General features: G+C 60.0%; 21 protein-coding genes. 11 read left to right on the top strand and 10 right to left on the bottom strand.

Annotation, left to right across the window (positions count from 1 at the left end):
- Window positions 1-165 precede the first annotated feature (165 nt).
- From QZR30_RS13845 to QZR30_RS13820, 6 genes are read left to right on the top strand one after another with little or no spacing between them, the layout of a single operon-like run.
- Complete coding sequence (locus tag QZR30_RS13845) at window positions 166-3,087, top strand: monovalent cation/H+ antiporter subunit A (RefSeq protein WP_046068663.1); 2,922 nt, start codon at window positions 166-168, stop codon at window positions 3,085-3,087.
- Window positions 3,087-3,431 carry a Na+/H+ antiporter subunit C gene (locus tag QZR30_RS13840; RefSeq protein WP_003192163.1) on the top strand — a complete coding sequence of 115 codons (345 nt, stop codon included), beginning with the start codon at window positions 3,087-3,089 and terminating at the stop codon, window positions 3,429-3,431. The genes QZR30_RS13845 and QZR30_RS13840 overlap by 1 nt, the downstream gene beginning before the upstream one ends.
- Entirely contained in the window at window positions 3,428-5,110 is a 1,683-nt protein-coding gene (locus tag QZR30_RS13835; protein WP_043046541.1) for a monovalent cation/H+ antiporter subunit D, read from the top strand. Before QZR30_RS13840 ends, QZR30_RS13835 begins: the two co-directional genes overlap by 4 nt.
- The gene (locus QZR30_RS13830) at window positions 5,107-5,595 is read left to right on the top strand and encodes a Na+/H+ antiporter subunit E (RefSeq protein WP_046068664.1); all 489 of its coding nucleotides are present in this window, start codon (window positions 5,107-5,109) and stop codon (window positions 5,593-5,595) included. The genes QZR30_RS13835 and QZR30_RS13830 overlap by 4 nt, the downstream gene beginning before the upstream one ends.
- Window positions 5,592-5,870 (top strand): K+/H+ antiporter subunit F, encoded by a 279-nt coding sequence (locus tag QZR30_RS13825; protein ID WP_043046539.1) that lies wholly within the window; start codon window positions 5,592-5,594, stop codon window positions 5,868-5,870. The genes QZR30_RS13830 and QZR30_RS13825 overlap by 4 nt, the downstream gene beginning before the upstream one ends.
- Window positions 5,867-6,217: a Na+/H+ antiporter subunit G gene (locus QZR30_RS13820; RefSeq protein ID WP_056846575.1), complete on the top strand. Its 351-nt coding sequence runs from the start codon at window positions 5,867-5,869 to the stop codon at window positions 6,215-6,217. Before QZR30_RS13825 ends, QZR30_RS13820 begins: the two co-directional genes overlap by 4 nt.
- 43 nt (window positions 6,218-6,260) lie before the next feature.
- Here QZR30_RS13820 and QZR30_RS13815 read toward each other — a convergent pair whose 3' ends face one another.
- The gene (locus QZR30_RS13815) at window positions 6,261-7,271 is read right to left on the bottom strand and encodes an SLAC1 anion channel family protein (RefSeq protein ID WP_056846576.1); all 1,011 of its coding nucleotides are present in this window, start codon (window positions 7,269-7,271) and stop codon (window positions 6,261-6,263) included.
- A 116-nt stretch (window positions 7,272-7,387) separates the two neighbouring features.
- On the opposite strand from QZR30_RS13815, the gene QZR30_RS13810 reads away from it, so the two are divergent.
- Window positions 7,388-8,356, top strand: coding sequence for a GlxA family transcriptional regulator (locus tag QZR30_RS13810; RefSeq protein ID WP_046068667.1), 969 nt, complete (start codon window positions 7,388-7,390; stop codon window positions 8,354-8,356).
- Window positions 8,357-8,380: 24 nt separating this feature from the next.
- Here the strand turns inward: QZR30_RS13810 and QZR30_RS13805 are convergent, their stop codons facing one another.
- Window positions 8,381-8,839, bottom strand: a complete 459-nt coding sequence (locus tag QZR30_RS13805) for an HIT family protein (RefSeq protein ID WP_046072497.1) — start codon at window positions 8,837-8,839, stop codon at window positions 8,381-8,383.
- 141 nt (window positions 8,840-8,980) lie between these two features.
- Between QZR30_RS13805 and QZR30_RS13800 the strand changes: the two genes are divergently transcribed.
- Window positions 8,981-9,676, top strand: a complete 696-nt coding sequence (locus tag QZR30_RS13800; protein WP_056846577.1) for a peptidase E — start codon at window positions 8,981-8,983, stop codon at window positions 9,674-9,676.
- 448 nt (window positions 9,677-10,124) lie between these two features.
- The gene (locus QZR30_RS13795) at window positions 10,125-11,486 is read left to right on the top strand and encodes a toxin-antitoxin system YwqK family antitoxin (protein ID WP_046068669.1); all 1,362 of its coding nucleotides are present in this window, start codon (window positions 10,125-10,127) and stop codon (window positions 11,484-11,486) included.
- A gap of 111 nt (window positions 11,487-11,597) precedes the next feature.
- Here the strand turns inward: QZR30_RS13795 and cysS are convergent, their stop codons facing one another.
- The gene (gene cysS, locus QZR30_RS13790) at window positions 11,598-12,980 is read right to left on the bottom strand and encodes a cysteine--tRNA ligase (RefSeq protein WP_059397925.1); all 1,383 of its coding nucleotides are present in this window, start codon (window positions 12,978-12,980) and stop codon (window positions 11,598-11,600) included.
- A gap of 21 nt (window positions 12,981-13,001) precedes the next feature.
- The gene (locus QZR30_RS13785) at window positions 13,002-14,702 is read right to left on the bottom strand and encodes a glutamine--tRNA ligase/YqeY domain fusion protein (protein WP_046068671.1); all 1,701 of its coding nucleotides are present in this window, start codon (window positions 14,700-14,702) and stop codon (window positions 13,002-13,004) included.
- Window positions 14,703-14,963: 261 nt separating this feature from the next.
- On the opposite strand from QZR30_RS13785, the gene QZR30_RS13780 reads away from it, so the two are divergent.
- Window positions 14,964-15,470 (top strand): peptidylprolyl isomerase, encoded by a 507-nt coding sequence (locus QZR30_RS13780; protein WP_046068672.1) that lies wholly within the window; start codon window positions 14,964-14,966, stop codon window positions 15,468-15,470.
- A complete protein-coding gene (gene lpxH / locus QZR30_RS13775) occupies window positions 15,467-16,216 on the top strand; it encodes a UDP-2,3-diacylglucosamine diphosphatase (protein WP_046068673.1) in 750 nt (249 codons plus the stop codon). Before QZR30_RS13780 ends, lpxH begins: the two co-directional genes overlap by 4 nt.
- Window positions 16,217-16,309: 93 nt before the next feature.
- Here lpxH and QZR30_RS13770 read toward each other — a convergent pair whose 3' ends face one another.
- The 6 genes from QZR30_RS13770 to QZR30_RS13745 form a co-directional block, all read right to left on the bottom strand.
- The gene (locus QZR30_RS13770) at window positions 16,310-17,839 is read right to left on the bottom strand and encodes a DHA2 family efflux MFS transporter permease subunit (RefSeq protein WP_046068674.1); all 1,530 of its coding nucleotides are present in this window, start codon (window positions 17,837-17,839) and stop codon (window positions 16,310-16,312) included.
- A complete protein-coding gene (locus QZR30_RS13765) occupies window positions 17,839-19,038 on the bottom strand; it encodes an HlyD family secretion protein (protein WP_046068675.1) in 1,200 nt (399 codons plus the stop codon). The genes QZR30_RS13770 and QZR30_RS13765 overlap by 1 nt, the downstream gene beginning before the upstream one ends.
- A 15-nt stretch (window positions 19,039-19,053) precedes the next feature.
- Window positions 19,054-20,505 (bottom strand): efflux transporter outer membrane subunit, encoded by a 1,452-nt coding sequence (locus QZR30_RS13760; RefSeq protein ID WP_056846582.1) that lies wholly within the window; start codon window positions 20,503-20,505, stop codon window positions 19,054-19,056.
- Window positions 20,502-20,975 (bottom strand): MarR family winged helix-turn-helix transcriptional regulator, encoded by a 474-nt coding sequence (locus tag QZR30_RS13755; RefSeq protein WP_046068677.1) that lies wholly within the window; start codon window positions 20,973-20,975, stop codon window positions 20,502-20,504. Before QZR30_RS13755 ends, QZR30_RS13760 begins: the two co-directional genes overlap by 4 nt.
- Window positions 20,976-21,211: 236 nt before the next feature.
- The gene (locus QZR30_RS13750; RefSeq protein ID WP_311903436.1) at window positions 21,212-24,898 is read right to left on the bottom strand and encodes a translocation/assembly module TamB domain-containing protein; all 3,687 of its coding nucleotides are present in this window, start codon (window positions 24,896-24,898) and stop codon (window positions 21,212-21,214) included.
- Window positions 24,898-26,625 carry an autotransporter assembly complex protein TamA gene (locus tag QZR30_RS13745; protein WP_311903435.1) on the bottom strand — a complete coding sequence of 576 codons (1,728 nt, stop codon included), beginning with the start codon at window positions 26,623-26,625 and terminating at the stop codon, window positions 24,898-24,900. Before QZR30_RS13745 ends, QZR30_RS13750 begins: the two co-directional genes overlap by 1 nt.
- Window positions 26,626-26,677 lie beyond the last annotated feature (52 nt).

Raw genomic sequence — 26,677 nt, 5'->3', positions numbered from 1 at the left:
CCGGCTGCCACATTGAGCGGTGTTGTTGGTTGCAAAGCGGCCACCTGAAACAATGCCAAATGAGAGCCTTCGGCCTATCTTGTAGGATCCTGCCACATCTTGCCGTTTGGTGATCGCGAAAGCGGCACGTATGATGCATCCCAAACTCCCGCAGATTAGAAGCCTATGTCCCTGATAGTTCTACTGCTTCTGCCTTTTATCGGCAGCTGTCTGGCGGCCTTGCTGCCGCACAATGCACGTAACACCGAATCCCTGTTGGCTGGCCTTGTGGCGCTGGTCGGCACTATTCAAGTCGCCCTGCTCTACCCCCAGATCGCCCACGGTGGTGTGATCCGCGAAGAATTCATGTGGTTGCCCAGCCTGGGGCTGAACTTCGTGCTGCGCATGGATGGGTTTGCCTGGCTGTTCTCGATGCTGGTGCTCGGCATCGGCACGCTGGTGTCGCTGTATGCGCGTTACTACATGTCGCCGGATGATCCGGTGCCGCGCTTCTTTGCGTTTTTCCTGGCGTTCATGGGCGCCATGCTCGGCCTGGTGATCTCCGGCAACCTGATCCAGATCGTGTTCTTCTGGGAACTGACCAGCCTGTTCTCGTTCCTGCTGATCGGCTATTGGCACCACCGCGCCGATGCGCGGCGTGGTGCGTATATGGCGCTGATGGTCACCGGTGCCGGCGGCTTGTGCCTGCTGGCCGGGGTGATGCTGCTGGGGCATATTGTCGGCAGCTATGACCTGGACCAGGTGCTGGCAGCGGGCGATCAGATACGCGCGCATTCGCTGTACCCGGTCATGCTCGCCCTGGTGCTGATTGGCGCCTTGAGCAAAAGCGCGCAGTTCCCCTTCCACTTCTGGCTGCCCCATGCCATGGCGGCGCCGACGCCGGTTTCGGCCTATCTGCACTCGGCGACGATGGTGAAGGCCGGCGTGTTCCTGCTGGCCCGCCTGTGGCCGTCGCTGTCCGGCAGCGAAGAATGGTTCTGGATCGTCGGCGGTGCCGGCGCCCTCACCCTCCTCCTCGGCGCGTACTGCGCCATGTTTCAAAACGATCTCAAGGGCCTACTGGCCTATTCCACTATCAGCCACCTCGGGCTGATCACCCTGCTACTGGGCCTTAACAGCCCGCTGGCCGCCGTCGCCGCGGTGTTCCATATCCTCAACCACGCCACCTTCAAGGCGTCGCTGTTCATGGCGGCGGGCATCATCGATCACGAAAGCGGCACGCGGGATATCCGCAAGCTCAGTGGCCTGGTGCGTCTGATCCCGTTTACCGCGACCCTGGCCATGGTCGCCAGCGCGTCCATGGCCGGGGTGCCGCTGCTCAACGGCTTCCTGTCCAAAGAGATGTTCTTCGCCGAGACCGTGTTTATCTCCTCGACCCAATGGGTGGAAATCGCCCTGCCGCTGATCGCGACCATCGCTGGTACGTTCAGCGTGGCTTACGCCCTGCGCTTCACCGTGGATGTATTCTTCGGCCCGCCCGCCACCGATTTGCCGCACACGCCCCATGAACCCCCGCGCTGGATGCGTGCGCCGGTCGAACTGCTGGTATTCACCTGCCTGCTGGTAGGGATTTTCCCGGCCCAGGTGGTGGGTTCGATCCTTGCCGCTGCGGCGCTGCCGGTGGTCGGTGGCGTGCTGCCCGAATACAGCCTGGCGATCTGGCACGGCTGGAACGCGCCGATGATCATGAGCCTGGTGGCCATGTGCGGCGGCGTGGTGCTGTATCTGCTGCTGCGCAAGCAACTCAAGCGCGGGCGCTTCAAGTACCCGCCGCTGATCAGCTACTTCAACGGCAAGCGCGGTTTCGAGCGCAGCCTGGTGGTGATGATGCGCGGCGTGCGCCGGATCGAGAAACGCATCAGCACCAAGCGCCTGCAAACCCAGTTGTTCCTGTTGGTGCTGCTGGCGGTGGTCGGCGCGATGATCCCCATGCTCAACAGTGGCCTCAGTTGGGGCGACCGGCCGAAGATCCCGGGCTCCATCGTGTTCGTCACCCTGTGGTTGCTGGCAATTGCCTGCGCCCTCGGCGCCGCTTGGCAAGCCAAGTACCACCGGCTGGCGGCCCTGACCATGGTCAGCGTGTGCGGCCTGATGACCTGCGTCACCTTCGTATGGTTCTCGGCGCCGGACCTGGCCCTGACCCAACTGGTGGTGGAAGTAGTGACCACCGTGCTGATTCTGCTCGGCCTGCGCTGGCTGCCGCGGCGAATCGAAGAGGTGTGGCCACTGCCCAACACCCTGCGCAAGGCGCGTATCCGCCGGGTGCGCGACTTCCTGCTCTCTACCGTGGTCGGTGGCGGCATGGCGCTGTTGTCCTACGCGATGCTGACCCGCCAGACGCCCAACGATATCTCCTCGTTCTACCTCAGCCGCGCCCTGCCCGAAGGCGGCGGCAGCAATGTGGTGAACGTGATGCTCGTGGACTTCCGCGGTTTCGACACCCTGGGCGAGATCACCGTGCTTGGAGCCGTGGCATTGACCGTCTATGCCCTGCTGCGACGCTTCCGCCCGTCCAAGGAAAGCATGGAGTTGCCGCCACAACAGCGCCAACTGGCACCGGACGTGGCCACCGACCTGGTCAACCCACGCCAGGCCAGCGACACCGCCCTGGGCTTCATGATGGTGCCGGCAGTGCTGGTGCGCTTGCTGCTGCCGATTGCGCTGGTGGTCTCGTTCTACCTGTTCATGCGCGGCCACAACCAACCGGGTGGCGGTTTTGTCGCCGGTCTTGTGATGTCGGTAGCGTTTATCCTGCAATACATGGTGGCGGGCACCCAATGGGTCGAGGCGCAAATGAGCCTGCGGCCGATGCGCTGGATGGGCTTTGGCCTGCTGTCGGCGACCCTGACTGGCTTGGGCGCGCTGTTCGTTGGCTACCCGTTCCTCACCACCCATACCTGGCATTTCAGCCTGCCACTGCTGGGCGACATTCATATCGCCAGTGCGCTGTTCTTTGACGTCGGCGTGTACGCGATGGTCGTGGGTTCCACGCTGCTGATGCTCACTGCCCTCGGCCATCAATCGGTGCGGGCACACAAACCGAGCAACCAGGCCAAAGTAGTTGCCACAACCGAAGGAGCCGCCTGATGGAAGAAGTCATCGCAATAGCCATTGGGGTCCTGGCGGCCTCCGGCGTCTGGTTGATCCTGCGGCCACGGACGTTCCAGGTGGTGATGGGTTTGTGCCTGTTGTCCTACGGCGTCAACCTGTTCATTTTCAGCATGGGCAGCCTGTTTATCGGCAAGGAGCCGATCATCAAGGACGGCGTGCCGCAAGACCTGCTCAACTACACCGACCCGCTGCCCCAGGCCCTGGTGCTGACGGCCATCGTGATCAGTTTCGCCATGACCGCGCTGTTCCTGGTGGTGCTGCTGGCATCCCGGGGCCTGACCGGCACTGACCATGTGGACGGCCGGGAGCCCAAGGAATGACGTGGATGAACCAACTGATTGTCGCGCCGATCCTGCTGCCACTGCTCACGGCCGGGTTGATGCTGATGCTGGGCGAAAAGCGCCGCCCACTTAAGGCCCAGATCAATCTGTTCTCCAGTGTGATCGGCCTGGGCATCGCGATCCTGCTGCTGTACTGGACGCAACAAGGCGGCCCCGGCTCGATTGGCGTGTACCTGCCGGGCAACTGGCAGGTGCCGTTCGGCATCGTGTTGGTGGTGGACCAACTGTCGGCAATGATGCTGGTGCTGACAGGGATCATCGGCGTGAGCGCGCTGCTGTTCGCCATGGCCCGCTGGGACCGGGCGGGCACCAGTTTCCACGCGCTGTTCCAGATCCAGTTGATGGGTTTGTATGGCGCGTTCCTCACCGCCGACCTGTTCAACTTGTTCGTGTTCTTCGAGGTGCTGCTGGCGGCGTCCTACGGCTTGATGTTGCATGGTTCCGGTCGTGCTCGGGTGTCGTCAGGCCTGCATTACATTGCGATCAACCTGCTGGCGTCGTCGCTGTTCCTGATCGGCGCGGCAATGATCTACGGCGTCACCGGCACGCTGAATTTTGCCGACCTGGCGTTGAAAATCCCGTTGGTGCCGGAGGCTGATCGTGGCCTGCTGCATGCCGGCGCGGCGATCCTCGCCACGGCGTTCCTGGCCAAGGCCGGCATGTGGCCGCTGAACTTCTGGCTGGCGCCCGCCTACTCGTCGGCCAGTGCGCCGGTGGCGGCGATGTTTGCGATCATGACCAAGGTCGGCGTGTACACCGTGCTGCGCCTATGGACCCTGCTGTTTTCCGGCCAGGCCGGGGCTTCGGCACTGTTTGGCGGCGATTGGCTGGTGTATGGCGGCATGGCGACCATCATTTGCGCGGCACTGGCGATGGTGGCGGCGCAGCGCCTGGAGCGCATGGCCAGCCTGAGCATCCTGGTCTCGGCCGGGATCCTGCTGTCGGCAGTGGGGTTCGCCCAGCCGAGCCTGACGGCGGGGGCGTTGTTCTATCTGGTCAGCTCTACCCTGGCGTTGAGTGCGTTGTTCCTGCTGGCGGAGTTGATCGAGCGTTCGCGTTCGGCCAACGACCTGCCGCTGGATGAAGAAATCGATGCGTTGCCCAAGGCCATGGAGTCACTGCATCCGCGTCCTGGGGTGAACCTGGATGATGAGCAGAAAGCCGTGGTCGGCCAGGTAATCCCCTGGACCATGGCCTTCCTGGGCCTGAGCTTTATCGCCTGCGCCTTGTTGATCATCGGCATGCCGCCGCTGTCCGGGTTTATCGGCAAGCTCAGCCTGTTGAGTGCGCTGATCAATCCGTTGGGCCTGGGCAATGCCATCGATGAACCGATTCGCCCTGCGGCCTGGGGCCTGGTGGCATTGCTGATCCTGTCCGGGCTGGCCTCGCTGATCGCCTTTGCGCGCCTGGGTATCCAGCGCTTCTGGACCCCGGAAGAACGCCCATCGCCGCTGTTGCGTCGTAACGAGTGCCTGCCGATCTTCTTTTTGCTCGGCCTCAGCATCCTGCTGACCTTCAAGGCCGAGCCACTGATGCGTTACACCCAGGCCGCCGCCGACAGCCTGAACAACCCGGAGCGCTACGTGATGGCAGTGCTGGCGACACGCCCGGTACCCAGCCCCGAAGCCCAGGCCGCCGCGCTGGAGGTGCAGCCATGAAGCGTTTGTTCCCTGCTCCGTGGCTGTCATTGGCGTTGTGGGTGTTGTGGCTGGTGCTGAATCTGTCGATCAGCCCCGGCAACCTGCTGCTGGGCGCGCTGCTGGGCTTTCTTGCACCGTTGCTGATGGCGCCGTTGCGGCCGTTGCCGATCCGCATCCGCCGCCCCGGGGTGATCGTGCGCCTGTTTTTCCTGGTGGGTCGCGACGTGATCCTCTCCAACCTCAATGTGGCCTGGGGCGTCCTGACCTGCGGCACACGAGCGCCGCGTTCGCGCTTTATCAAAATCCCCCTGGACCTGCGCGACGCCAATGGCCTGGCCGTACTGGCGATGATCACCAGCGTGACGCCAGGCACTGTCTGGTCGGAACTGGCCCTGGACCGTAGCATCCTGCTGCTGCACGTTTTCGACCTGGATGACGAAGCGCAGTTTATCCAGCACTTCAAGCACGCCTATGAACGGCCCCTGATGGAGATCTTCGAATGAGCGCCCTGCTCTCCAATGCGATCCTCGCCAGCCTGTTCCTGTTTTCCCTGGCCATGGTGCTGACACTGATCCGCCTGTTCAGAGGCCCCTCGGCCCAGGACCGGGTACTGGCGCTGGACTACCTGTACATCCTGGCGATGCTGATGATGCTGGTGCTGGGCATTCGCTATGCCAGTGATACCTACTTTGAAGCGGCGTTGTTGATTGCGCTGTTCGGCTTCGTCGGCTCGTTTGCCCTGGCCAAATTCCTGTTGCGTGGGGAGGTGATTGAATGATGCCGTTATGGGTTGAAGTGAGCGTGGCGGTGCTGCTGATAGTGAGCAGCGTGTTTGCACTGATCGGTGCAATCGGCTTGCTGCGGATGAAGAGCTTTTTCCAGCGCATGCACCCACCCGCGCTCGCCTCGACATTGGGCGCATGGAGTGTGGCGTTGGCGTCGATCATCTACTTTTCGACGCTCAAGTCCGGGCCGGTATTGCATGGCTGGTTGATCCCGATTTTGCTGTCGATCACCGTGCCGGTGACTACCCTGCTGCTGGCGCGTACTGCGCTGTTTAGAAAGCGCATGGCGGGCAATGATGTGCCCACCGAAGTCAGTAGCCGCACAGAAAAAAGCAGGTAAGAGCGAGCCAGCGTGCGCCTGGAAATGCTTGCCAGAGCGCCCGTCAGCTTGCCAACAAGCGCCCGTCGAGTGCCATTTTCACCGTTTTGACGAGCATCACAGCCAATGCAAGCGTCAGGAACACCAACAACCCATAAGCTACCAGGCTTAAAAACAAGCTCTGTTGCGCATCAGCGTACTTCAACGCGGCATTGCTCAATGCCGCAATGGGAAAACTGATCGACCACCACACTGGCGAGAAAGGCGCTGCGTTTCGAAACACTTTGAACGCCAACACTACAAACAGGAACAGGCCAAAGTAAAAAAGAACGCTGGCAAAACGGTCAACAGCACCGAAAACGTTCACATAAGCCAGAAATCCTACGGCAAAAGGCGCCACCATCACCATAAGTGAAGGCGTCATGCCCTTGGCCATCGCCGGTTCATGAATCAGCCGGGCGAAAATTCGATTGAACAGCACCACTGCCAATGTGCTGCCCATTGCGATGGCGAAGAGGTTGAGTTCGTGAGCCCAGGCCATGGGCATATGGGCCCCAGTCACCGCAATATCCAATGCCGCAACGCCTGGAATCAACCAGGCAGGCACGGCCAACTGGGCCTCCCGGCCGCCGCTGAGCAAACGAAAAACCACGACCGCCGCCAGCAACACAGTCAGCCCACTACCGACCGCCCATAACACCTGGCCCAACAGCGTGCTGTATGACATCGCTATGGCCGAAAGCAGCAGTAACGCAATAGTCACGGTACCAAAAAAGTTGCCGGTTACCGGATGAGAAAACTCTGCTTTTACCGCCTCAGGGTGTTTGATCCATTTGCTCGTGTAACCCACCGCTAATAAGACAAACACCAGAGCCGAAAGCATGCCGATGAACTCGGCAAGAATTTCGCCGAAGATACTGGCCTCACTCAGGCCAGGGCTGGCTAACCGCCACGCCAAGCTCAAGCCGGCAAGCCCCATGACACTGCCAAACAAGTTGATGGGGAGGTTCTTGATCGAATGTGTACCTTGGCTCGACTCGGCAGGCTTGGCCACCGACAGATTGCTATGACTCATGATGTACTCAATTGACTGAAAATGACGTAGACGCTATTTTCAGCCAATCGAAATATGGCAACAATCATCAACTAACGACGTTTTCAGCCAAATTCACAGCCTAGACGGGCAACTCGATGAAAATCGCTCTTCTTGCACCCCCACGTATCCAAATGCTCGACCTCGTCGGACCGACCGATGTATTCGCTGAAGCCGCACGCCAACTGGGTAAACCTCGTACCTACCGAATAGCGGTGATCGGGGTCCGACCCGGCCCTATCAAGGGTACCAGTGGCTTGCGCGTGGAAACGGATGACTGCATTGAAACCTTCGACGCCCACATCGATACCCTGCTCATCGCCGGCAGCCCGGCAATCGGCGATATCACCGATAATCTTCGCGTATTGCACTGGGTGCGTCGGCAGGCGGGCAAGGCGCGTCGTGTCGGCTCGGTGTGCAGCGGTGCCTTCGTACTGGCTGCAGCCGGGCTGCTGGCAGGCCGTAGGGCCACCACCCACTGGAACTCCAGTGCGGCCCTGGCCCGCCAGTACCCGAACATCCAGGTGGACGCCGATAGCATCTTCATCCGCGATGGCAACCTGTATACCTCAGCGGGCATCACGGCGGGGATGGACCTGGCATTGGCCCTGGTGGAAGAGGATCACGGTCGGGACCTGGCACTGAGCGTGGCCAGGGAAATGGTGATGTACCTCAAGCGCCCCGGCGGCCAATCGCAGTTCAGTGCCCAATTGGCAGCCCAGAGCGCCGAGCGCAACGCGATTCGCGATATACAGCATTACATCATCGAACACTTGGCGACCGACCTCAGCGTGCCACTACTGGCCCGACACATGGGCATGAGCGAACGCAATTTCGCCAGGGTATTCAAGGCTGACGCCGGCCAGACCCCAGCCGAATTCGTTGAACGGGCGCGCATCGACGGAGCCCGCCAACTGCTCGACAGCGCCGATGTATCCCTCAAGCGTCTGGCCAATCAGGTTGGGTACGCCAATGTGGATGGTTTCAGGCGTGCGTTCGTGCGTCGCCTAGGCATTAGCCCCAATGAGTACCGCAAGATCCACGCCCCGCAAAAGAATGCCCGATGACTGCTGCATGAGCCCTCCAAAAGGTTAGCTAAATGACCTGATATGCGCAGCGAGTTCAGCCAGCCCCTGATCATCAGCCCGTACCGAATCGTGAGACGATATATACCCCTCATACGTCTCAAAGTACTTATCCACCTTCGAGCTGCGAGGTTTGAACGCACTGTCCTGCCCCGTTCCGTGCATGGGAAACAGCTTCGCATGCAGATGATCCACGCCATACCCTTCCAGAATCATCCCCGTGCGCGCCACATCGGGAAACGCCCGGTCAATCTGCAACGCAGTCTTTTTGGCCGCCACAGCCAGATCAGCCAGCACCGAATCCGACTGCGCGAACGCATAACTGCCGTAGTGCTGCTTGGGGATCACCACACTGAAACCCGGCGTGTTGGGGAAGATCGAAAGGAACGCCATATGGTGGTCGTCTTCCCACAGGATGTGCGCCGGGGAAGTCTTTTGAACGATGCTGCAGAAAATACAATCCATTTGAATCACCGCCAGTTTCGTCTTGGGTTTGGTCGTGGCAACCATCTAAAGCTAGGATGGAATGAGCGTCAAACCCTACGGGCATTTTGGGAAATGTCCTAAGACCTGGGTATGCCCGCTGTGCTGAGACAGGAGTTCACCATGGATAAAAACATCATTGTCATCGGCGGCGAGTCCAGCGAAGACATGACGCGCATGACCCGCATCGACGAATATATCGTCGCTTCGTCGGGCAAACCCCGGCCCACGGTGCTCTATATCTCCACCGCCAATGGCGATGACCGTACGAAGATTGCCGACTTCACGCTCAAATACCAAAGCGCCGGCTGCACCGTTGTGCCATTGACGTTTTTCATTCCGCCTTTTCCAGCCCTGGATCATGTTGCCGCGCTGTTTGAACAGGCTGACATCATCTATGTGGCCGGCGGCAACACCCGAGCCTTGTTGGCCATCTGGCGTGAATTTGACGTGACCGCCCTTTTGAAGCAAGCCCAGGAACACGGCAAAGTGCTTTGCGGCGTCAGTGCCGGCGCTATCTGCTGGTTCGACCATGGGCATTCCGACTCAGGGGGCGTATATGCGCTGATCGACGGGCTGGGTTTTCTCCCTGGCGCGCTGTGCCCGCACTTCAGCTCAGAGGCGGGAAGAGAATCTTCGTTTGTTGAACTGGTTCGACTTAAAAACATACGCCCCGCCTACGCGCTGGATGACGGAGTTGCCCTGCATTTCAAGAACGGTGAATACCACGCGACTGTTCATAACTACACGACTGGTAGTGCATATGAACTCAGCAGCACTTCGGAGCCCATTGCAAGGAAACGCCCTACAGCTCTTTAGGGTTGCCGCTCAGAAAATGGCCGCCTAATCTTCGGCGGTCGCTGCAAATTCAGCGACCGGGTTTCGCAGCCCGGTTAAACTCTAGACGCACAGCGTCCACCTAAAGAAGCAGCCCTAAATTGAACGGTGTTCAAAGGTAGAAGTGATGAGGGATGCCGCTATGTTGGTACAAGTAGCCCCCCCCTTTTACCGTCAGCTATTGAACACCCGCAAGCACGAACAACGTAAAGCACCGTGACATATTTTCCAAAGAAACATCCTACGTCCGCGCCAGAAACCCTTGCTTCTTTGTAGTCAACGATTGACCCATAGTCTTCTCTTTGGTGCCCGATACTCCATTGAGCGTTTCCAGCGGGCACACCTTCCACTCAAACGTAAATCGAAGTCACGCACAGCCGCCACCCAAAACTTTACCCTCTCTATACAAGTCAATTAATGGACAATCGGGATGCAATTCGAATATAAGAAATTCTTCGTGACACTAGCACTCATCTCGAATGCAATATACGCTCAAGCCGAACAGACTCACTTATCGACAATCCTAAATATAAAAATGAATGCAACCTATCTCGACATTGATACAGAAACCACTAACTCTTTCGGCGTAAAGCTCATGGCGGCAGTTCGCCTGACGCTTTCGACAGAACACAGTTGTGGCACTTCTAAACTGCATATCACACCGGACTCCATCGGCGTTCCTGTCGAAAATTTCCTAGCAGAAGTTAAGAAAATCAAAAAATACGCTGATGATGGAGCCGCACTATTTATCACACATCACGATTGTGATCGAAAAATACCGATGGCAACCAAATTCGCTACCTGCACGGGTGAAATATGCAGATCACTCACAGATGTGCTAATTGATGGAAAAATGTACCTAGACAAGAATTACCGACCCGTTCCAGCTGCGCGCAGTCTTTTTTTCATAGAGCAACCCCAAACTTATGACCAAAAACTAAAAGCCTGGAAAGTATATATCTACGATAAAAAAACTAAGAAGATTGCGGCCGATGGATTCGTCGACAATGAAGACTATGCTGCGAGCAAATTCATCCATAAATTCCGCACCTTTCATAGCAACGGCATGATTTCGAGTTCTATTGAAATGAGTGCGCAGGGGCAACGTGAAGGAAAAAGCATTGTTCGCCACAAAAACGGAAAAATTGAAAAATCTATAAATTACAATAACGGAATTATCACTGACGGCGAGTACATAACTTACGACCTGACAGGAAAAATCAAGATCCGTGAGCATTATGTAAATGGAGTGCTAAATGGCCCAAGAGTCAAACTGTACGCTAACGGAAATCCTGAATCCATGGAAAAATACTTAGACGGCAGTCGCTCAGGAATATCAAATTATTACTATGAAGACGGCACACTAAAAAATATACAAGATTATGACCGTGGGCAGTTGGATGGCTGGGACGTCAAATATTTCGCAAACGGCGAGACCGAATCACAAACACTCTATAAAAATCAGCGCATTAGAATAAGCCACGAATGGAACATTGACGGCATAAAAGTCAGTCAATGGGAACAAGACGAAAATCATAACCGCCAAGGCGACGACATAGAATGGTATGACAACGGACAAAAAAGAAAGCACTCAATCTATAAAGATGGAAAACTTCATGGAAAGATGCAAGGTTGGTCTGAGGATGGAACTCAACTTTATTCTACCGAATACGCACACGGCGAGAGAAACGGACAATCACGGCAGTGGGGCCGAGACGGGACGTTGATAGAAGACTGCCAATACCAAGCAGGAAAAATTTCAGAGCCGTGTTCGGTGAGACCTCCGCTCTGACTATGCAGGTCTTGGACACGAATAGAGGTTTAATTCGAAAAACTTAGCAATATGCAAAAAACGCCCCGAACCAGTCGGGGCGTTTTTTATTCAGCGTACAGCAACCAACTGTCAGTCAGCCAACCGCCACGTCGTCCCACCCTTCCCGTCTTCCAACACCACACCCATCGCAGTCAGTTGGTCACGGATACGGTCAGACTCCGCCCAGTCTTTATTGGTACGAGCCGTCAAACGCGCCTGGATCAGCGCATCCACCTCAGCCGCATCCACACGCCCTTCAGCGCCGGCCTGCAGGAAGTCATCGGCCTCCATCTGCAATACACCCAGCACGCTCGCCAGTTCCTTCAGGCGCGCCGCCAGGCCCGCTGCCGCGTCGAGATCAGTCTCACGCAAGCGGTTGATCTCACGCACCATCTCGAACAGCACCGCGCAGGCTTCCGGCGTGCCGAAGTCGTCGTTCATGACTTCGGTAAACCGCGCCACGAACGCCTCGCCGCCGGCCGGAGCCACGGAAGGTAAGCCTTTCAATGCGTGGTAGAAACGCTCCAGGGCGCCCTTGGCGTCCTTGAGGTTGTCTTCCGAGTAGTTGATGGCGCTGCGGTAGTGGCTGGACACCAGCAGGTAACGCACCACTTCCGGGTGGTACTTTTCCAGCACGTCGCGGATGGTGAAGAAGTTGTTCAAGGACTTGGACATCTTCTCGCCATTGATGCGGATCATGCCGCAGTGCATCCAGGCGTTGGCGTAGGTCTTGCCGGTGGCTGCTTCGCTCTGGGCGATTTCGTTTTCGTGGTGCGGGAACTCCAGATCGCTGCCGCCGCCATGAATGTCGAAGGTCTCGCCCAGGCAGCAGGTGGACATCACCGAGCACTCGATGTGCCAGCCCGGACGCCCGGCCCCCCAAGGCGACTCCCAGCTTGGCTCGCCTGGCTTGGTGGCTTTCCACAGCACGAAGTCGAGCGGGTCCTGCTTGGCTTCGTCGACTTCGATGCGCGCACCGATGCGCAGGTCTTCGATTTTTTTACGTGACAGCTTGCCGTAGCCCATGAACTTGGCGACGCGGTAGTACACGTCACCGTTGCCCGGGGCGTAGGCGTAGCCCTTGTCGATCAAGGTCTGGATCATCGCGTGCATGCCAGGGATGTGGTCCGTGGCACGCGGCTCCATGTCGGGCTTGAGGATGTTGAGGCGCGCCTCGTCCTCGTGCATGGCGGCGATCATACGCTCGGTCAGCGCGTCGAACGCCTCGCCGTTTTCGTTGGCGCGGTTGATGATCTTGTCGTCGATGTCGGTGATGTTGCGCACATAGGTCAAGTCATAACCGCTGAAACGCAACCAGCGGGTCACCAGGTCGAAGGCCACCATGCTGCGGCCGTGGCCGATGTGGCAGTAGTCGTACACGGTCATGCCGCACACGTACATGCGCACCTTGTTGCCATCCAGGGGCTTGAAGACTTCTTTGGTCTTGCTGAGCGTGTTGTAGATCGTTAGCACGATGTTTCCCTTAAGACTTAATCACTGGCCCCACGAATCTCGCAAGGTCACGGTACGGTTGAATACCGGAGCACCAGGTTTCGAGTCCTTGATATCCGCGCAGAAGTAACCTTCGCGCTCGAACTGGAAACGGTCTTCCGGCTGTGCGTCGCCAAGCGATGGCTCGGCACGACAACCAGTGAGCACTTGCAGGGAGTCAGGGTTGATGTTGTCGAGGAAGCTCGCGCTGTCTTCAGCCTTCTCGGGGTTCGGCGAGCGGAACAGGCGATCGTACAGACGCACTTCGCACTCGATGCTGGCGGCGGCCGGCACCCAGTGGACTACGCCCTTGACCTTGCGGCCTTCAGGGTTCTTGCCCAGGGTGTCCGGGTCGTAGGAGCAACGCAGCTCGACTATGTTGCCGTCAGCGTCCTTGATCGCTTCGTCCGCACGGATCACGTAGCTGCCGCGCAGGCGCACTTCGCCGTTCGGCTCCAGGCGCTTGTAGCCCTTGGGCGGCTCTTCCATGAAGTCATCGCGGTCGATGTAGATTTCGCGGGCGAATGGCAATTTGCGCAGGCCCAGCTCTTCTTTCTGTGGGTGACGCGGCAGTTCGAGGTGCTCGACCTGGCCTTCCGGGTAGTTGGTGATCACGACTTTCAACGGGCGCAGCACGCACATGGCGCGCGGGGCGTTGGCGTCGAGGTCCTGGCGGATGCTGAACTCGAGCATGCCGTAGTCGACCACGCCGTCGGAACGGTTGGTGCCGACCATCTCACAGAAATTGCGGATCGACGCCGGGGTATAGCCACGACGACGGAAGCCCGACAAGGTCGACATGCGTGGGTCGTCCCAGCCATGCACGTGCTTTTCATCCACCAGTTGCTTGAGCTTGCGCTTGCTGGTGATGGTGTAGTTGAGGTTCAGGCGGCTGAACTCGTACTGGCGCGGGTGCGCCGGCACCGGCAGGCTGTCCAGGAACCACTCGTACAGCGGGCGATGGCTTTCGAACTCCAGGGTGCAGATGGAGTGGGTGATGCCTTCGATGGCGTCCGACTGGCCGTGGGTAAAGTCGTAGTTGGGGTAGATGCACCACTTGTCACCGGTCTGGTGGTGGTGGGCATGGCGAATGCGGTACATGATCGGGTCGCGCAGGTTCATGTTTGGCGAGGCCATGTCGATCTTGGCGCGCAGCACGCGGGCGCCGTCCGGGAACTCACCGGCGCGCATACGGTTGAACCAGTCCAGGTTTTCTTCCACCGAACGGTCGCGGAACGGGCTGTTCTTGCCCGGTTCGGTCAGGGTGCCACGGTACTCCTTGGCCTGCTCCGGAGTCAGGTCGTCCACATAGGCCTTGCCAGCCTTGATCAGCTCGACGGCCCAGTCGAACAACTGGTCGAAATACTTGGAGGCGTAGCGCACTTCACCGGACCACTCGAAGCCCAGCCACTTGATGTCGCTTTCGATGGCGTCGATGTATTCCTGGTCTTCCTTGGCCGGGTTGGTGTCGTCGAAACGCAGGTGCGTGACGCCACCGAACTCCTGGGCCAGGCCGAAGTTCACACAGATCGACTTGGCATGGCCGATGTGCAGGTAGCCGTTGGGCTCTGGCGGGAAGCGGGTGACGATCTGCGTGTGCTTGCCCGAATCCAGGTCCGCCTGGATGATCGGGCGCAGGAAGTTGACCGGGACGGCAGGTCCGGCCTTGGAATTCGAGGTAGGGTCGACAGTGGGCTTGCTCATAGGATCCTTGAACAGACAGGTTCGTGGCCGGGTCAGGCCAGATAAAACAAAGGGCTTATCATAGCCGAAGCTGTCAACCACCTGACAGAGCGCGGTCGAAAACTGCTGCTTTAATTGCTGCTTTAATGACAGACGCGGTAAAAAACCACCTCGAAATTCCCGCCAGGCACGCTAAACTGCGCGTCTTGGCCCAAGTTTCGCCAAACCGGTCGTGGCGCCCAGGCGTCCAAACCCACGAATTCCCTGAAAAGAGTAGTGAACATGACTCAAGTCAAACTGACCACCAACCACGGTGACATCGTCATCGAGCTGAACGCCGAGAAAGCGCCGATCACCGTCGCCAACTTCATCGAATACGTGAAAACCGGCCACTACGAAAACACCGTTTTCCACCGTGTCATCGGTAACTTCATGATCCAGGGCGGCGGTTTCGAGCCTGGCATGAAAGAGAAGAAAGACAAGCGCCCAAGCATCCAGAACGAGGCGGACAACGGCCTTTCCAACGACAAGTACACCGTCGCCATGGCCCGCACCATGGAGCCGCATTCGGCCTCCGCGCAGTTCTTCATCAACGTCGCCGACAATAGCTTCCTCAACCACAGCGGCAAGAATGTGCAGGGCTGGGGTTATGCGGTGTTCGGTAAAGTCACCCAAGGCACCGACGTTGTCGACAAGATCAAAGGCGTGTCCACGACGTCCAAGGCCGGTCACCAGGACGTTCCAGCAGAAGACGTGATCATCGAGAAAGCCGAGATCATCGAAGCGTGATATTGCTGATTTCAGACTTGCATCTGGAAGAGGAACGCCCGGATATTACCCGGGCGTTTCTGGATCTGCTCCACGGCCGCGCCCGTGGCGCCCAGGCGTTGTACATTCTGGGGGACTTCTTTGAAGCCTGGATCGGCGACGATGGCATGACCCCCTTCCAGCGTTCCATCTGTGCGGCGTTGCGTGAACTGAGCGACAGCGGCACCCCGATTTTCATCATGCATGGCAACCGCGATTTCCTGATCGGCAAGGCGTTCTGCAAAGCGGCAGGCGCCACCTTGCTCAAGGACCCGAGTGTCGTGCAATTGTATGGCGAGCCTGTGCTGCTGATGCACGGCGACAGCCTCTGCACCCGCGACCTTGGCTATATGAGGCTGCGGCGCATCCTGCGTAACCCGATTGTGTTGTTTATCCTGCGTCACCTGCCTTTGGGCACACGTCACAAACTGGCGCGCAAGTTGCGCAGTGAGAGCAGCGCCCAGGTGCGCATGAAGGCCAATGACATTGTCGACGTCACGCCTGAAGAAGTGCCCCGGGTGATGCAGCAGTTCGGCGTGCACACCCTGGTCCACGGCCACACCCACCGCCCGGCGATCCACAAGTTGCAGATTGGCGACCAGGCGGCCAAGCGTATTGTACTGGGGGACTGGGACAAGCAAGGCTGGGCGTTGCAGGTGGATGAACAAGGGTTTCAACTGGCGGCGTTTGACTTCGTCAACCCGCAGTTGGCATTGCCTGGCGCCTGACTCTCAAACACCACTGGTCAATGTGAACAGAGATTAAACTGTGGGAGGGGGCAAGCCCCCTCCCACAGTTTGATTGCATTTCAGCCTTGGCTATCAGTGGCCCGAGGCTGCTGGCCCTGCCTTTGCGGTAAATGGCGGTTTGGCCAGCCACACCAGCAACATCAAGCCCATGAACATCCACCCCAGCAACGTGAAGTAATCCACGGTGGACATCATGTACGCCTGGCTGGTGAGGACTTGGTCCAGTTGCGCGTACGCCTTCTGCCCTGCTCCACCGAGCGCCTGGATGGCATCGCGGGTCGCCGAGTCGTAGGGGGTCATGCTCTCGCTCATGTAGGCATGGTGCTGGTCTGCACGGCGGATCCAGATCCAGGTGGTCAGCGAGGCCGCGAAGCTGCCGCCCAAGGTGCGCAGGAAGGTCGCGAGCCCGGCGCCGTCGGCAATCTGGTGCGGCGGCAGGTCGGACATCAGGATGCTCAAGGTCGGCATGAAGAACAGCGCCACGCCAATGCCCATGAACAGCTGCACCAGGGCGATGTGGGTGAAGTCCACTTCGTTGGTGAAGCCTGCGCGCATGAAGCAGCTCAAGCCAATCGCCAAGAATGCCAGGCCCGCCAGCAGGCGCAGGTCGAACTTGTGCGCGTACTTGCCTACGAACGGCGACATCAGCACCGGCAGGATACCGATCGGTGCCACCGCCAGCCCGGCCCAGGTGGCGGTGTAGCCCATCTGGGTCTGCAGCCACTGCGGCAGGATCAGGTTGATACCAAAGAAGCCCGCGTAGCCGAGGATCAACACGATGGTGCCAATGCGAAAGTTACGGTGCGCGAACAATCGCAGGTTTACCACCGGGTGCTTGTCGGTCATTTCCCAGATGACGAACACCGCCAGGGCAATCACCGAGATCACTGCACCGATGATGATGAAGTTGGATTCGAACCAGTCCAGGTCATTGCCCTTGTCGAGAATGATCTGCAAGGCGCCGACCCCGACGATCAGGCTCAGCAGCCCAACGTAGTCCATTGGCTGGTAACTGGTGACCACCGGGCGTTTCTTCAACTGCGCACGCACTACCATCACCGCAAAGATACCGATGGGCACGTTGATAAAGAAGATCCACGGCCAGCTGTAGCTGTCCGTGATCCAGCCGCCGAGGATCGGCCCGGCAATCGGCGCCACCACCGTGACCATCGCCAATAACGCCAGGGCCATGCCGCGCTTGGCGGGTGGGTAGACGGCGATCAACAGCGTCTGCGTCATTGGGTACAACGGCCCTGCGACCAAGCCTTGCAGCACCCGAAAGCCAATCAGCTCGGGCATCGAGGTGGAGATGCCGCAGAGGAACGACGCCAGCACAAACAGGATGGTCGCCCACAGGAACAGCTTCACCTCGCCGAAGCGTCGGCTCAACCAGCCGGTGAGCGGCAAGGCAATGGCGTTGCTCACCGCGAACGAAGTAATGACCCAGGTGCCCTGCTCTGAACTCACGCCCAGGTTGCCGGAGATGGTCGGCAACGCCACGTTGGCGATGGTGGTGTCGAGCACCTGCATGAAGGTCGCCAGCGACAGGCCAATAGTGGCCATCAACAGGCTGGGTGGCGTGAACGAGGCGTTATTGCTCATCAGCGTTGCGCAGCCTTGGGAGCGGCGACGCTGTTGTCATGGATCAACTGATTGATCATGGCATCGGCCTCGGCCAACTGGCGCTCATACACGTTGGTGGTGAACGACGCCTTTTGCGGCGCCTGTTGCGCCAGCACCGGGCCGCTCTGGTCGTGCAGGTCCACATTCACCACGGTACTCAGGCCCACCCGCAGCGGGTGCTTGGCCAACTCTTCGGCGTTGATATGGATGCGCACCGGCACCCGTTGCACGATCTTGATCCAGTTACCGGTGGCGTTCTGCGCCGGCAACAGGGCGAATGCACTGCCGGTGCCGGCGCCGAGGCTATCGACGGTGCCGCTGTACTTGACGTCGCTGCCATAGATATCCGACTCGATATCCACCGGCTGGCCGATGCGCATGTCACGCAGTTGGGTTTCCTTGAAGTTGGCATCAATCCACAGCTGGTCCAACGGGATCACCGCCATCAGCGCGGTACCCGGCTGCACGCGCTGGCCCAGTTGCACGGTGCGCTTGGCTACATAACCGGTGACCGGCGCGATCAAGGTGCTGCGCGCATTGGCCAGGTACGCCTGGCGTAATTGCGCGGCGGCAGCTTGCACGTCGGGGTGCGACGAAATCACCGTGTCATCCACCAGGGCATTGGTGGTTTTCAGTTGTTGCTCGAGGTTGGTCAAGGCGTTCTTGGCGGCGGTCAGGCTGTCGCGGGCGTGGGACAGTTCTTCCTGGGAGATCGCGCCGCCCTGGGCCAGGGTCTTGCGCCGGTTGTAGTTGTCCTGGGCAGTTTGCACGTCGGCCTTCTGTGCATTGACCTGGGCTTTCATGCCATCGACGTTGCTGTACAAGCCACGTACCTGGCGCACGGTGCGCGCCAGGTTGGCCTGGGCACTTTGCAGGCCGACGGCAGCATCGTTGGGGTCGAAGTTGATCAGCACCTGACCTTCGTGCACCAGGTCGCCATCGTCGGCGCCGATGCTGACCACGGTGCCGGTGACCAGCGGGGTGATTTCCACCACGTTGCCGTTCACGTAGGCGTCGTCCGTGCTTTCATTAAAGCGCCCGTAGAACTCGTACCAGCCCCACACACCCAGGGCACCGAGGATGACGATCAGCGCCAGGCCGATCAGCATCACTTTGCGTTTGCGTGGGTTGTTGTCTTTGGGTTGTTCAGTTGCGTTGTTGCTGTCGGCAGTGGCCATGACAAATACCTCAAATTATTCCGTGCGTGTAGCTGGGGTGGTCGCAGCCACGTTGCTGGCGTTGTATCCGCCACCCAGGGCCTGCATCAGTTGAATCGACAGGTCGATCTGCGCCGCATTCAGGGCCGCCAGCTGACGCTGGGCCTGCAGCAATTGCTGCTCGATGCTGAGCACATCCAGGTAATTACCGATGCCCGAGCTGTAGCGCTGCACCCCGGTGTCGTACGACTGCTGGGCGATGTCGGCGGCATGTTGCTGGGCCTGGATCTGCCGCCCGGTGTCGCGCAGTTGCGAGAGGGTGGTGCCAATATCGCCCAAGGCTTGCACCAGGGTCTTGTTGTACTGGGCCACGGCCAGGTCGTAATCGGCGTCGCGGGCGTCGAGGTCGGCACGCAGGCGGCCGCCGTCGAAGATCGGCAGCGAAATCGTCGGTGCAATGTTGAAGAAACGGCTGGCCGAACCGAACATCGCGTCCCCCAGCAACGACTCGGCCCCGGCGCTCGCGCTCAGGTTGAGGTTGGGGTAGAAGCGGGTCTTGCTTGCGTCGATGTTCTTGCTCGCCGCTTCTACCCGCCAACGTGCTGCGATCAGGTCGGGACGACGGCCGAGCAGCTCGGCGGGCAATACCGAAGGTACGGCGACGGCGCTGGGCTTGAGCACCGCCGGACGGGCCAACTCGCTACCCCGATCCGGGCCTTTGCCGAGCAACACCGCCAGGGCGATCTTGGCGCTTTGCAGTTGTTTTTCCGCATCGATCAGCTGCGACTGGGAGCTGGCTTCCAGGCTCTCGGTCTGCTGGTATTGGTATTCGCTGTCGATGCCGGAACTCAGGCGGCGCTTGCTCAGGTCGAGCATCTGGCGGGTGCGCTTGAGGTCGTCGACCGCCAGGTCGCGCACGATATGCGCCTGGCCCAGGTCGCTGTAGGCCTTGGCCACGTTGGCGGCCAGGGTCAGGCGTGCGGCCTGTTGGTCGACTTCCGCGGCGCGGGCCTCGCCCAAGGCGGCTTCCCAGGCGGCGCGCTGGCCGCCCCACAGGTCAAAGTTGTAGTTGAAGCTGGCGCCGATATTACGCACCGTCGAGTACGCATCGCCCTGCCCGCGAGGGTCCTGGTCCTTGGCCAGGCGCGAACGACTGACGCCGGCGCTGGCATCCAGGGTTGGCATGCGCGCAGCGTTGGCGGCATAGGCAGCGGCTTCGGCCTGATGGGCACGGGCGTCGGCCACTTGCATGTCGGGGCTGTTTTGCAGGGCTTCGGCGATCAGGCTGTCGAGCTGTGGGTCGCCAAGGCTTTTCCACCAGTCGGCAGCCGGCCAGGCAGCGTTCGACAACGTCATGCCGCCGAGGGATTTACCGGTTTGCAGGGTATTGGCGTCGAGGCGCTGGCCTTGTGTGTCGAGACCGCTGTAATTGGCGCAACCGGCCAACGTCATCGCCGCCAGCACCAGGCTGAATGCGCGTGTGTTCATGATTTACCTACCCGCTGGATAGTGATGGGGTCACCCGCAGCGATGAGCATTTTCTTCAGGATCCGCTCCAGGGTTTCCAGCTCGCCCGGTTCAAGTACGCCGGCCAACTGGTTAAGGGCCTGGGCGCCGATCTGCGGCAGCATGTCCGCCAGGCGCTGGCCGCCGGCGGTCAGCACCAACTGCACCTGGCGGCGGTCCAGTTCGGAGCGCTTGCGGCTGAGCAGGTCTTTTTGCTCCAGGCGGTCGAGCATGCGCGTCATCGAGCCGCTGTCCAGGGACAGGTTGCGGCACAGCTCGGCCGGGGTGTCGACGCCGAACTGGGCCATGATGATCAACACCTTGAACTGCGCGGCGGTGATGCCGTGGGGTTCCATATGGGTGTCGATGATGCGGTCCTTGAGAATCGCGGCGCGGCCCAGCAACAGGCCGAGGTGGCAGTTGTGGAAGTTGTCAGGGGTGAAGTGAGGCATCGAAAGTCACCTTATTACTGCCTAGGCAGTGAATGTGTGACGAGATGTTACTGCTTAGGCAGCGAATGTCAAATGGAATTATTAGGTTGCTTGGTAGTTGGCTGAAGGCTGGAGTGAAATGAAAACCAATGTGGGAGGGGGCCCGCTCCCGATAGCGGTATGTCAGTCAACTTGTTTGTAGCTGACCGATCGCTATCGGGAGCAAGCCCCCTCCCACATTTTTTACCGCGTACCGATCAGAAATCGCGTTTGTAAAAGATATCCAGGGAACTGGCTACGCCCGTAGCGACTTCCAGGTACACCTTCTTGCTCAGCAGGTAGCGCAACGCAATGGTGTTAGCCGGTTCAAACACCCCGACCCCATAACGCAGGCTGAGCTTCTCGTTGATCTTGCCGCTGGCTACCACGGCGGTGCTGTTGCCGGTGCCCTGGGTGTCGAGGTCGAAGTCCTGGATACCCAGTTTTTTGGCAATATCCGTGGTCACGCCGGCGCTGCCCATCAAACCCAGGCCCAGGGCGGCTTCGGCGAGCATGTTGTTGTCTTCGCCGGTGTTGGTGCGCGAGCGCCCCAGTACCAGGTACGACAGCGCGTCTTCCTGGGCCATGGCCGGTTCGGAGAAGATCTGCGTGGTCGGTTGTTCGGCGCTGCCACTGAGGCGAATACCTGCGGTGACCGTGCGGCTGGATTCGGTGACAATGCGTACCGCCTCGATATCCAGGAACGGTTGGTCCAGCGGCCCGGCGAACAGCAGCCGCGCACGGCGCACGTTGAGGCGCTGGCCGTAGGCGCGGTAGCGACCGTCGTTGAGCCACAGTTCGCCACGGGTGTCCATGTTGTCGCCGATATGCACATGGCCCTGGACCTTGGCGGTGAGGCCGAAGCCGGCGAAGTTGAGCTGGTCTTCACCCACCTCCACGTCGATATCCATGGCCATGGCCATCGGCGGCTTGCCCTCTTCGGTCTGGCTGCCGATGATCACGGTGTCATCGGAGACCTTGACCGTCGACGGCGGCAGTTCCCGCACGGTGATATCGCCACGGGGGATATGGACCTTGCCGGCAATCGCCAGCTTGTCGTCCTTGAGGCTGATCTTCAGGTCGGGCGCCACTTCCAGCTTGGCATAGGGTTCCACCGTCACCGGCAGTTGCGAGCCCTTGAGGTTGAGATCAACCACCAGCGCGCGGCCCCAGTCGATCTGGCCCTGGAGACTGCCCTGCCCGGCCTTGCCGCTGTGCCAGCCACCGTTGAGCTGCACGCTTTCGCCGGCGATCTGCGCCTGCAGGTTCAGGCCCTCAAGGCTGATGGGCAGTTCTGGCCCGGAAACCTCACCGCCCACCAGGGTGAGGTTGCCGTTGACCAGGGGCGCGAGCAAACCGCCAGAAATGCGACCACTGCCGTTGAGCTTGCCGTTGAGCGTTTCCACCATCGGCACAAAGGGCCGCGCCACGGCGAGGTCCAGGCCCGTGAGGCTGAAATTGCCGGTAATCGGCTTGTTGCTCGGCAGCGGGTTGATCTGCGCCTGCAACAGCAACTCGCCGAGCTTGCCGCCATGGAAGTTGAGCTGGGTGTCGATGCGCTTGGGGTTGAGGGTGGTTTCCAGCTTCAGGGTGTTGTAGGGAAAATCCAACCACTGGCCCTTGTCGCGCACGCGCAGGGTGCCGCCGCTGGCATCCACCGACACCACGCCTTTGGGGCCGCTCTGCGGCAAATCGAGTTGTACGTCAGCGTTGAGCTTGCCCTGCCAGGCGAAGTCTTTGGGCAAGAATGCCGCGAGGCTGTCGATGGGGAATTGCTTGAGGTGGTAGCGCAGCTTCGGCTCGGGCATCAGGCGCTGGTCTTCGCCACACAGGCTGGCGGGGCCGGAGACCCAGCAGTGCGCGCCGAAGGTCAGCTTGCCATCGGCCAGGCGCTCGATCTTCGCCGGGGCTTGCAGGCGCCAGTCCTGGCCGCCGGCTTGTACATCACCGCTGGCCAGACGTCCGCGCCAGTTGTCTTTGTCGAGGTTGCCATCCAACGCCAGGGCCAGCTTGAGCAGTGGGCCGGCGAGGCCCAACTGGACCTTCTGGTTCTTGATATCGCCCTGGGCGCTGGCAATGAGGTTGCCGACCTGGGTTTCGCCGGCCTGAATGCCACTGGCCTTGAGGTCGAGCCTGGCGCGCTGGGCGTTATCGAGGTTGGCGTCGAGGTTGAGGGTTTGCAGGCGGTTGTCGGCAAATGCCAACTGCTGGCCCTTGAGGTCGAGCTTGCCTTGGGGGGCTTTCAAGGTGCCGGCCACATCGACGCGGCCATTGATTTGCCCGCGCAGTTGCGGCCAGAGCTGGGCCAGGCGCGTCAGCTTGATGTCGATCTGCCCGGCCAGGCGTTGTTGCAGGCTGCCGCTGCCGTTGATGCGGTTGTCACCGAGGCGGATATCCAGGTTGGCCAGGGTCCATTGTTCGCCGGCGCCTTCGGCCTTGGCCGCCAGCACCGCCGTCTGCCCACGCAGGCGACCCTTGAGGTCGAGGTCGGCGTTGAGCTTGAGCTGTTCATTCTTGAACTCGCCCTTGCTGCGCAGCGGCCCGGCGAGGGTGCCGGGTAACTCGGCGACCCAGTACGCCGGGTTCAGGGCCGACAGGTCCAGCGCCATATCCCAGGCAATACCGTCGGCAAATTGCAGGTTCAGGTGGCCTTCGGCCTTGCCTTGGCCGGCGGTCAGCTTCAACTCGGGCAAGAAGACTTGCTTGAGATCGCCACTGAAAGGCGTGACCAGATTGAATTTACCCGCCGGGCCGTCGAGATCGGCCTTGAGGTTGCCAAAGTAATTGCCGTCCTTATAAGAGATTTCACCGTTGAAGGTGCGCAATACAACCTGCGGCTCGTCGATTACCGGGTACAGGCGATGCCAGGGGAAGTCCAGCCAGTCGATTTTTGCGTCAGCACTGAAGCCTTGTTGCCAGTCGAGGTTGGCACTGAGCTTGAGGCTTTGCTTGTCGCCGGCATTCAAGTCCACGCCGGCGATCTGCGCGCCCTTGGCGTCGACCTTGCCTTGCAGCAGCAAGTCCACCGGGCCTTTTTCCGCCGGCAGTACAGCTTTGCCCACTAATTGGTAGCCGCTTTTCAGGTCACCCTTGGCACTCAGGTCCAGTTGGTTGAGTTGCAGAGTGTCAGGCAGATCCGCGTCGGGCTTGAACGCCTCGGAGGTGATGTGCAACTGCGCCGGCAGGTTTTCCACCAGGGGTTGCAATTCGCCGCTGAGCTTGGCCGGCAGGTAGCCGCTGCTGTCAGCGTCGAGCTTGAGGGTCTTGAGCAGGTCGCCGTCGATCTTGAGCGCTACCGTCCAGGGTGCACCGCCCGGGGCGTAGGGCAGGCTCAGGTTGCCGCTGGCCTTCAGCGGCCAATCGCCACTGGGTTGCAGCAGGCCGGCAAGGTCCAGCACCAGGTCGTCGCGCTGCAAGTGCACCGAGTCGATACGCAGGCCCATGGCAGTCCAGTGCGCCGCCAGTTGCAGGCCCTTGAGTTCTTCACTGCCGTTGAAAACCAGGCTGCCGATGCGAACGTCGCCTAACTGTACGGCAACCGGTAATGTTAGTTCGGGCAGTTGAATCGGCCCGCTGCTGCTCTCTTCGGCACTGGATGCAAATTCCAGGCTGACTTGCTCCACGTCCAGCCTGTTGATGCACAGGGTCATGCGTAGCAGGCAGCCGGGCGACCAGTCAAAAGTCGGCGCCTTCAACTCGACGCGGCTGCCGTCCTGCTGCCACAACACATGATCGGCGCTCCACTGCCCGCCCAGGCGGCCCTGGAAATGCTCCACACTCAAGCCCGGCACCTGGCCCATGGCCCAGCGACTGCCCGACTGGGTACCCAGTACCGACCAGAGCGCCAACAACAGCAAAGCGAGGATGGCGACCAGCGCCAGCCCGGCTATTTTCAAACCACGCATCAAAGCTCAGGCCCCATGGAAAAGTGCAATCGAACGCCGCCCGGATCTTCGAGGGCATGGGCAAGGTCAAGGCGAATCGGCCCGACCGGCGAGACCCAGCGCACGCCAACGCCCACACCGGTTTTCAGGCTGGGGAAGTCCAGGTTATTGAAGGAGTTGCCCTGGTCGACAAAGGTCGCGATGCGCCATTTGTCGGTGATGGAATATTGATACTCGGCGCTCAAGGCCACCATATAGCGGCCGCCGATGCGGTCGTCGCGGTCGTTCTCGGGCGACAGGGTCTGGTACTCGTAGCCGCGCACGCTCTGGTCGCCACCGGCAAAGAAGCGCAACGACGGCGGCACGGACTTGTAGCCGTTGGTGGCACTGCCACCCAATTGCGCACGCCCCAGGAAACGATGGTTGTCCCACAAGGTGGTCAGGCCCTTGATCGTGGCCGTGCCGTAAAGCAGGTTGGTGTCGGACCCCAGGCCCTCCTTCGCGACCTTGGTGTCAAACATCAGCCGGTAGCCATGGTGCGGGTCGATGCGGTTGTCGCTGCGCAGGTAAGAATAACTGACCCCCGGCATCACCAGGTTACTCAAACCCGAGTCGTTGCCCAGGCGGTATTCTTCGCGCTGGTACTTGAGGGAAATCACCCGCGTCCAACCGCTGGGCAATTTGCTGTGCCATTCCGGGCCGATGGTGAGCAGCTTGCTCAAAGTGTCGGTGTTGGCGATCTCTTCATTCTGATAGCCGCCGGCAAAGCGCAATTTGTCGGTGAGCGGTGGGTCCAGGGGGATGTCGTACCACAGGCCGACGTTCTGCCGGGGCGCCGACAACTCGGCTTCCCAACCATAACTATGGCCCTGGGGGTTGACCCAATGGCGTGTCCAGTTGGCTTTGCCCCGTGGGCCGACGTCGGTGGAGTAACCCAGGCCCAGGCCCATGGTGCGCGGCTTGCGGGTTTCCAGCTGCACGGCGACCGGGATTACATCATTGGTCGCGGCGGTGGGGCTGGCATCCACCCTCACGCCTTCGAAGAAGCCGCTGGCTTGCAGGTTCTGGTTAAGTTCGGCGATCAGTTCAGAGTCGTACGGCGTGCCGCTGTTGAACGGCACCATGCGTTGCAGCAGTTCTTCATCAAAAGGCGTGTCGCCGCTGAAGCTGACCTTGCCCATGCTGTAGCGCGGGCCGCTGTCGTAAATGAGTTCGATATCGGCCACGCCGGCCTGGGGGTCCACCGCCAGCTTCTGGCTGGTAAAGCGCCCGCTGAAAAAACCGTAGCGCGAAGCCTGGTTCTGGATCAGGCGCTTGGCGTCTTCGTAATGGCCGTGGTTGAGCACCGCGCCGGATTTGAGGTCGTCGCTGGCAGGCACGCGAAAAGCCTTGAGGCTCGCGGCCTGGCCATCGACCCGAATGGTCACGTCGCGCAGATGCACCGGTTCGCCGGAGTCGATGGTGAGCGTCAGGCGCGGGTTCTTCCCGCCCCTTACATCACTGGCGATCCGTGGCTGATAGTAGCCCAGGGCCTGGGCCGCTTTACGCGCCTGCTCCTCGGCGCCGCGGCTGAACCGCAGCAAGGCTTCTTCATCACGATCGCCCACCCCGCCGATATAGCCTTCGATGTTGGCTTTCAACGCGTCGTTTGAGGGTTTGACCCGCACGTCCAATTCGCTTTGCGCGAATGCGCCGCAGCTTGTGAACAGCAGAATCAAGCCGCTGGTAAATCTTCCTGGAAACTTCATAGGCGCGGATGCTACACGAGCTGGGGAGAGTCTTTGAACCCGGATTTGTCTG

It is taken from the genome of Pseudomonas sp. rhizo25, assembly GCF_031931935.1.
Lineage (GTDB): Bacteria > Pseudomonadota > Gammaproteobacteria > Pseudomonadales > Pseudomonadaceae > Aquipseudomonas > Aquipseudomonas synxantha.
This window is presented reverse-complemented; position numbering and strand designations above follow the sequence as displayed.

Bases quoted from the DNA above. Each gene is read 5' to 3' on its own strand.
- QZR30_RS13840 (WP_003192163.1), top strand. From the start codon at position 3,087: ATGGAAGAAGTCATCGCAATAGCCATTGGGGTCCTGGCGGCCTCCGGC.
- QZR30_RS13835 (WP_043046541.1), top strand. From the start codon at position 3,428: ATGACGTGGATGAACCAACTGATTGTCGCGCCGATCCTGCTGCCACTG.
- QZR30_RS13795 (WP_046068669.1), top strand. From the start codon at position 10,125: ATGCAATTCGAATATAAGAAATTCTTCGTGACACTAGCACTCATCTCG.
- QZR30_RS13780 (WP_046068672.1), top strand. From the start codon at position 14,964: ATGACTCAAGTCAAACTGACCACCAACCACGGTGACATCGTCATCGAG.
- QZR30_RS13750 (WP_311903436.1), bottom strand. From the start codon at position 24,898: ATGCGTGGTTTGAAAATAGCCGGGCTGGCGCTGGTCGCCATCCTCGCT.
- QZR30_RS13815 (WP_056846576.1), bottom strand. From the start codon at position 7,271: ATGAGTCATAGCAATCTGTCGGTGGCCAAGCCTGCCGAGTCGAGCCAA.
- QZR30_RS13755 (WP_046068677.1), bottom strand. From the start codon at position 20,975: ATGCCTCACTTCACCCCTGACAACTTCCACAACTGCCACCTCGGCCTG.
- QZR30_RS13830 (WP_046068664.1), top strand. From the start codon at position 5,107: ATGAAGCGTTTGTTCCCTGCTCCGTGGCTGTCATTGGCGTTGTGGGTG.
- QZR30_RS13760 (WP_056846582.1), bottom strand. From the start codon at position 20,505: ATGAACACACGCGCATTCAGCCTGGTGCTGGCGGCGATGACGTTGGCC.
- QZR30_RS13765 (WP_046068675.1), bottom strand. From the start codon at position 19,038: ATGGCCACTGCCGACAGCAACAACGCAACTGAACAACCCAAAGACAAC.
- QZR30_RS13785 (WP_046068671.1), bottom strand. From the start codon at position 14,702: ATGAGCAAGCCCACTGTCGACCCTACCTCGAATTCCAAGGCCGGACCT.
- QZR30_RS13825 (WP_043046539.1), top strand. From the start codon at position 5,592: ATGAGCGCCCTGCTCTCCAATGCGATCCTCGCCAGCCTGTTCCTGTTT.
- QZR30_RS13770 (WP_046068674.1), bottom strand. From the start codon at position 17,839: ATGAGCAATAACGCCTCGTTCACGCCACCCAGCCTGTTGATGGCCACT.
- QZR30_RS13745 (WP_311903435.1), bottom strand. From the start codon at position 26,625: ATGAAGTTTCCAGGAAGATTTACCAGCGGCTTGATTCTGCTGTTCACA.
- QZR30_RS13820 (WP_056846575.1), top strand. From the start codon at position 5,867: ATGATGCCGTTATGGGTTGAAGTGAGCGTGGCGGTGCTGCTGATAGTG.
- QZR30_RS13805 (WP_046072497.1), bottom strand. From the start codon at position 8,839: ATGGATTGTATTTTCTGCAGCATCGTTCAAAAGACTTCCCCGGCGCAC.
- QZR30_RS13845 (WP_046068663.1), top strand. From the start codon at position 166: ATGTCCCTGATAGTTCTACTGCTTCTGCCTTTTATCGGCAGCTGTCTG.
- QZR30_RS13800 (WP_056846577.1), top strand. From the start codon at position 8,981: ATGGATAAAAACATCATTGTCATCGGCGGCGAGTCCAGCGAAGACATG.
- QZR30_RS13810 (WP_046068667.1), top strand. From the start codon at position 7,388: ATGAAAATCGCTCTTCTTGCACCCCCACGTATCCAAATGCTCGACCTC.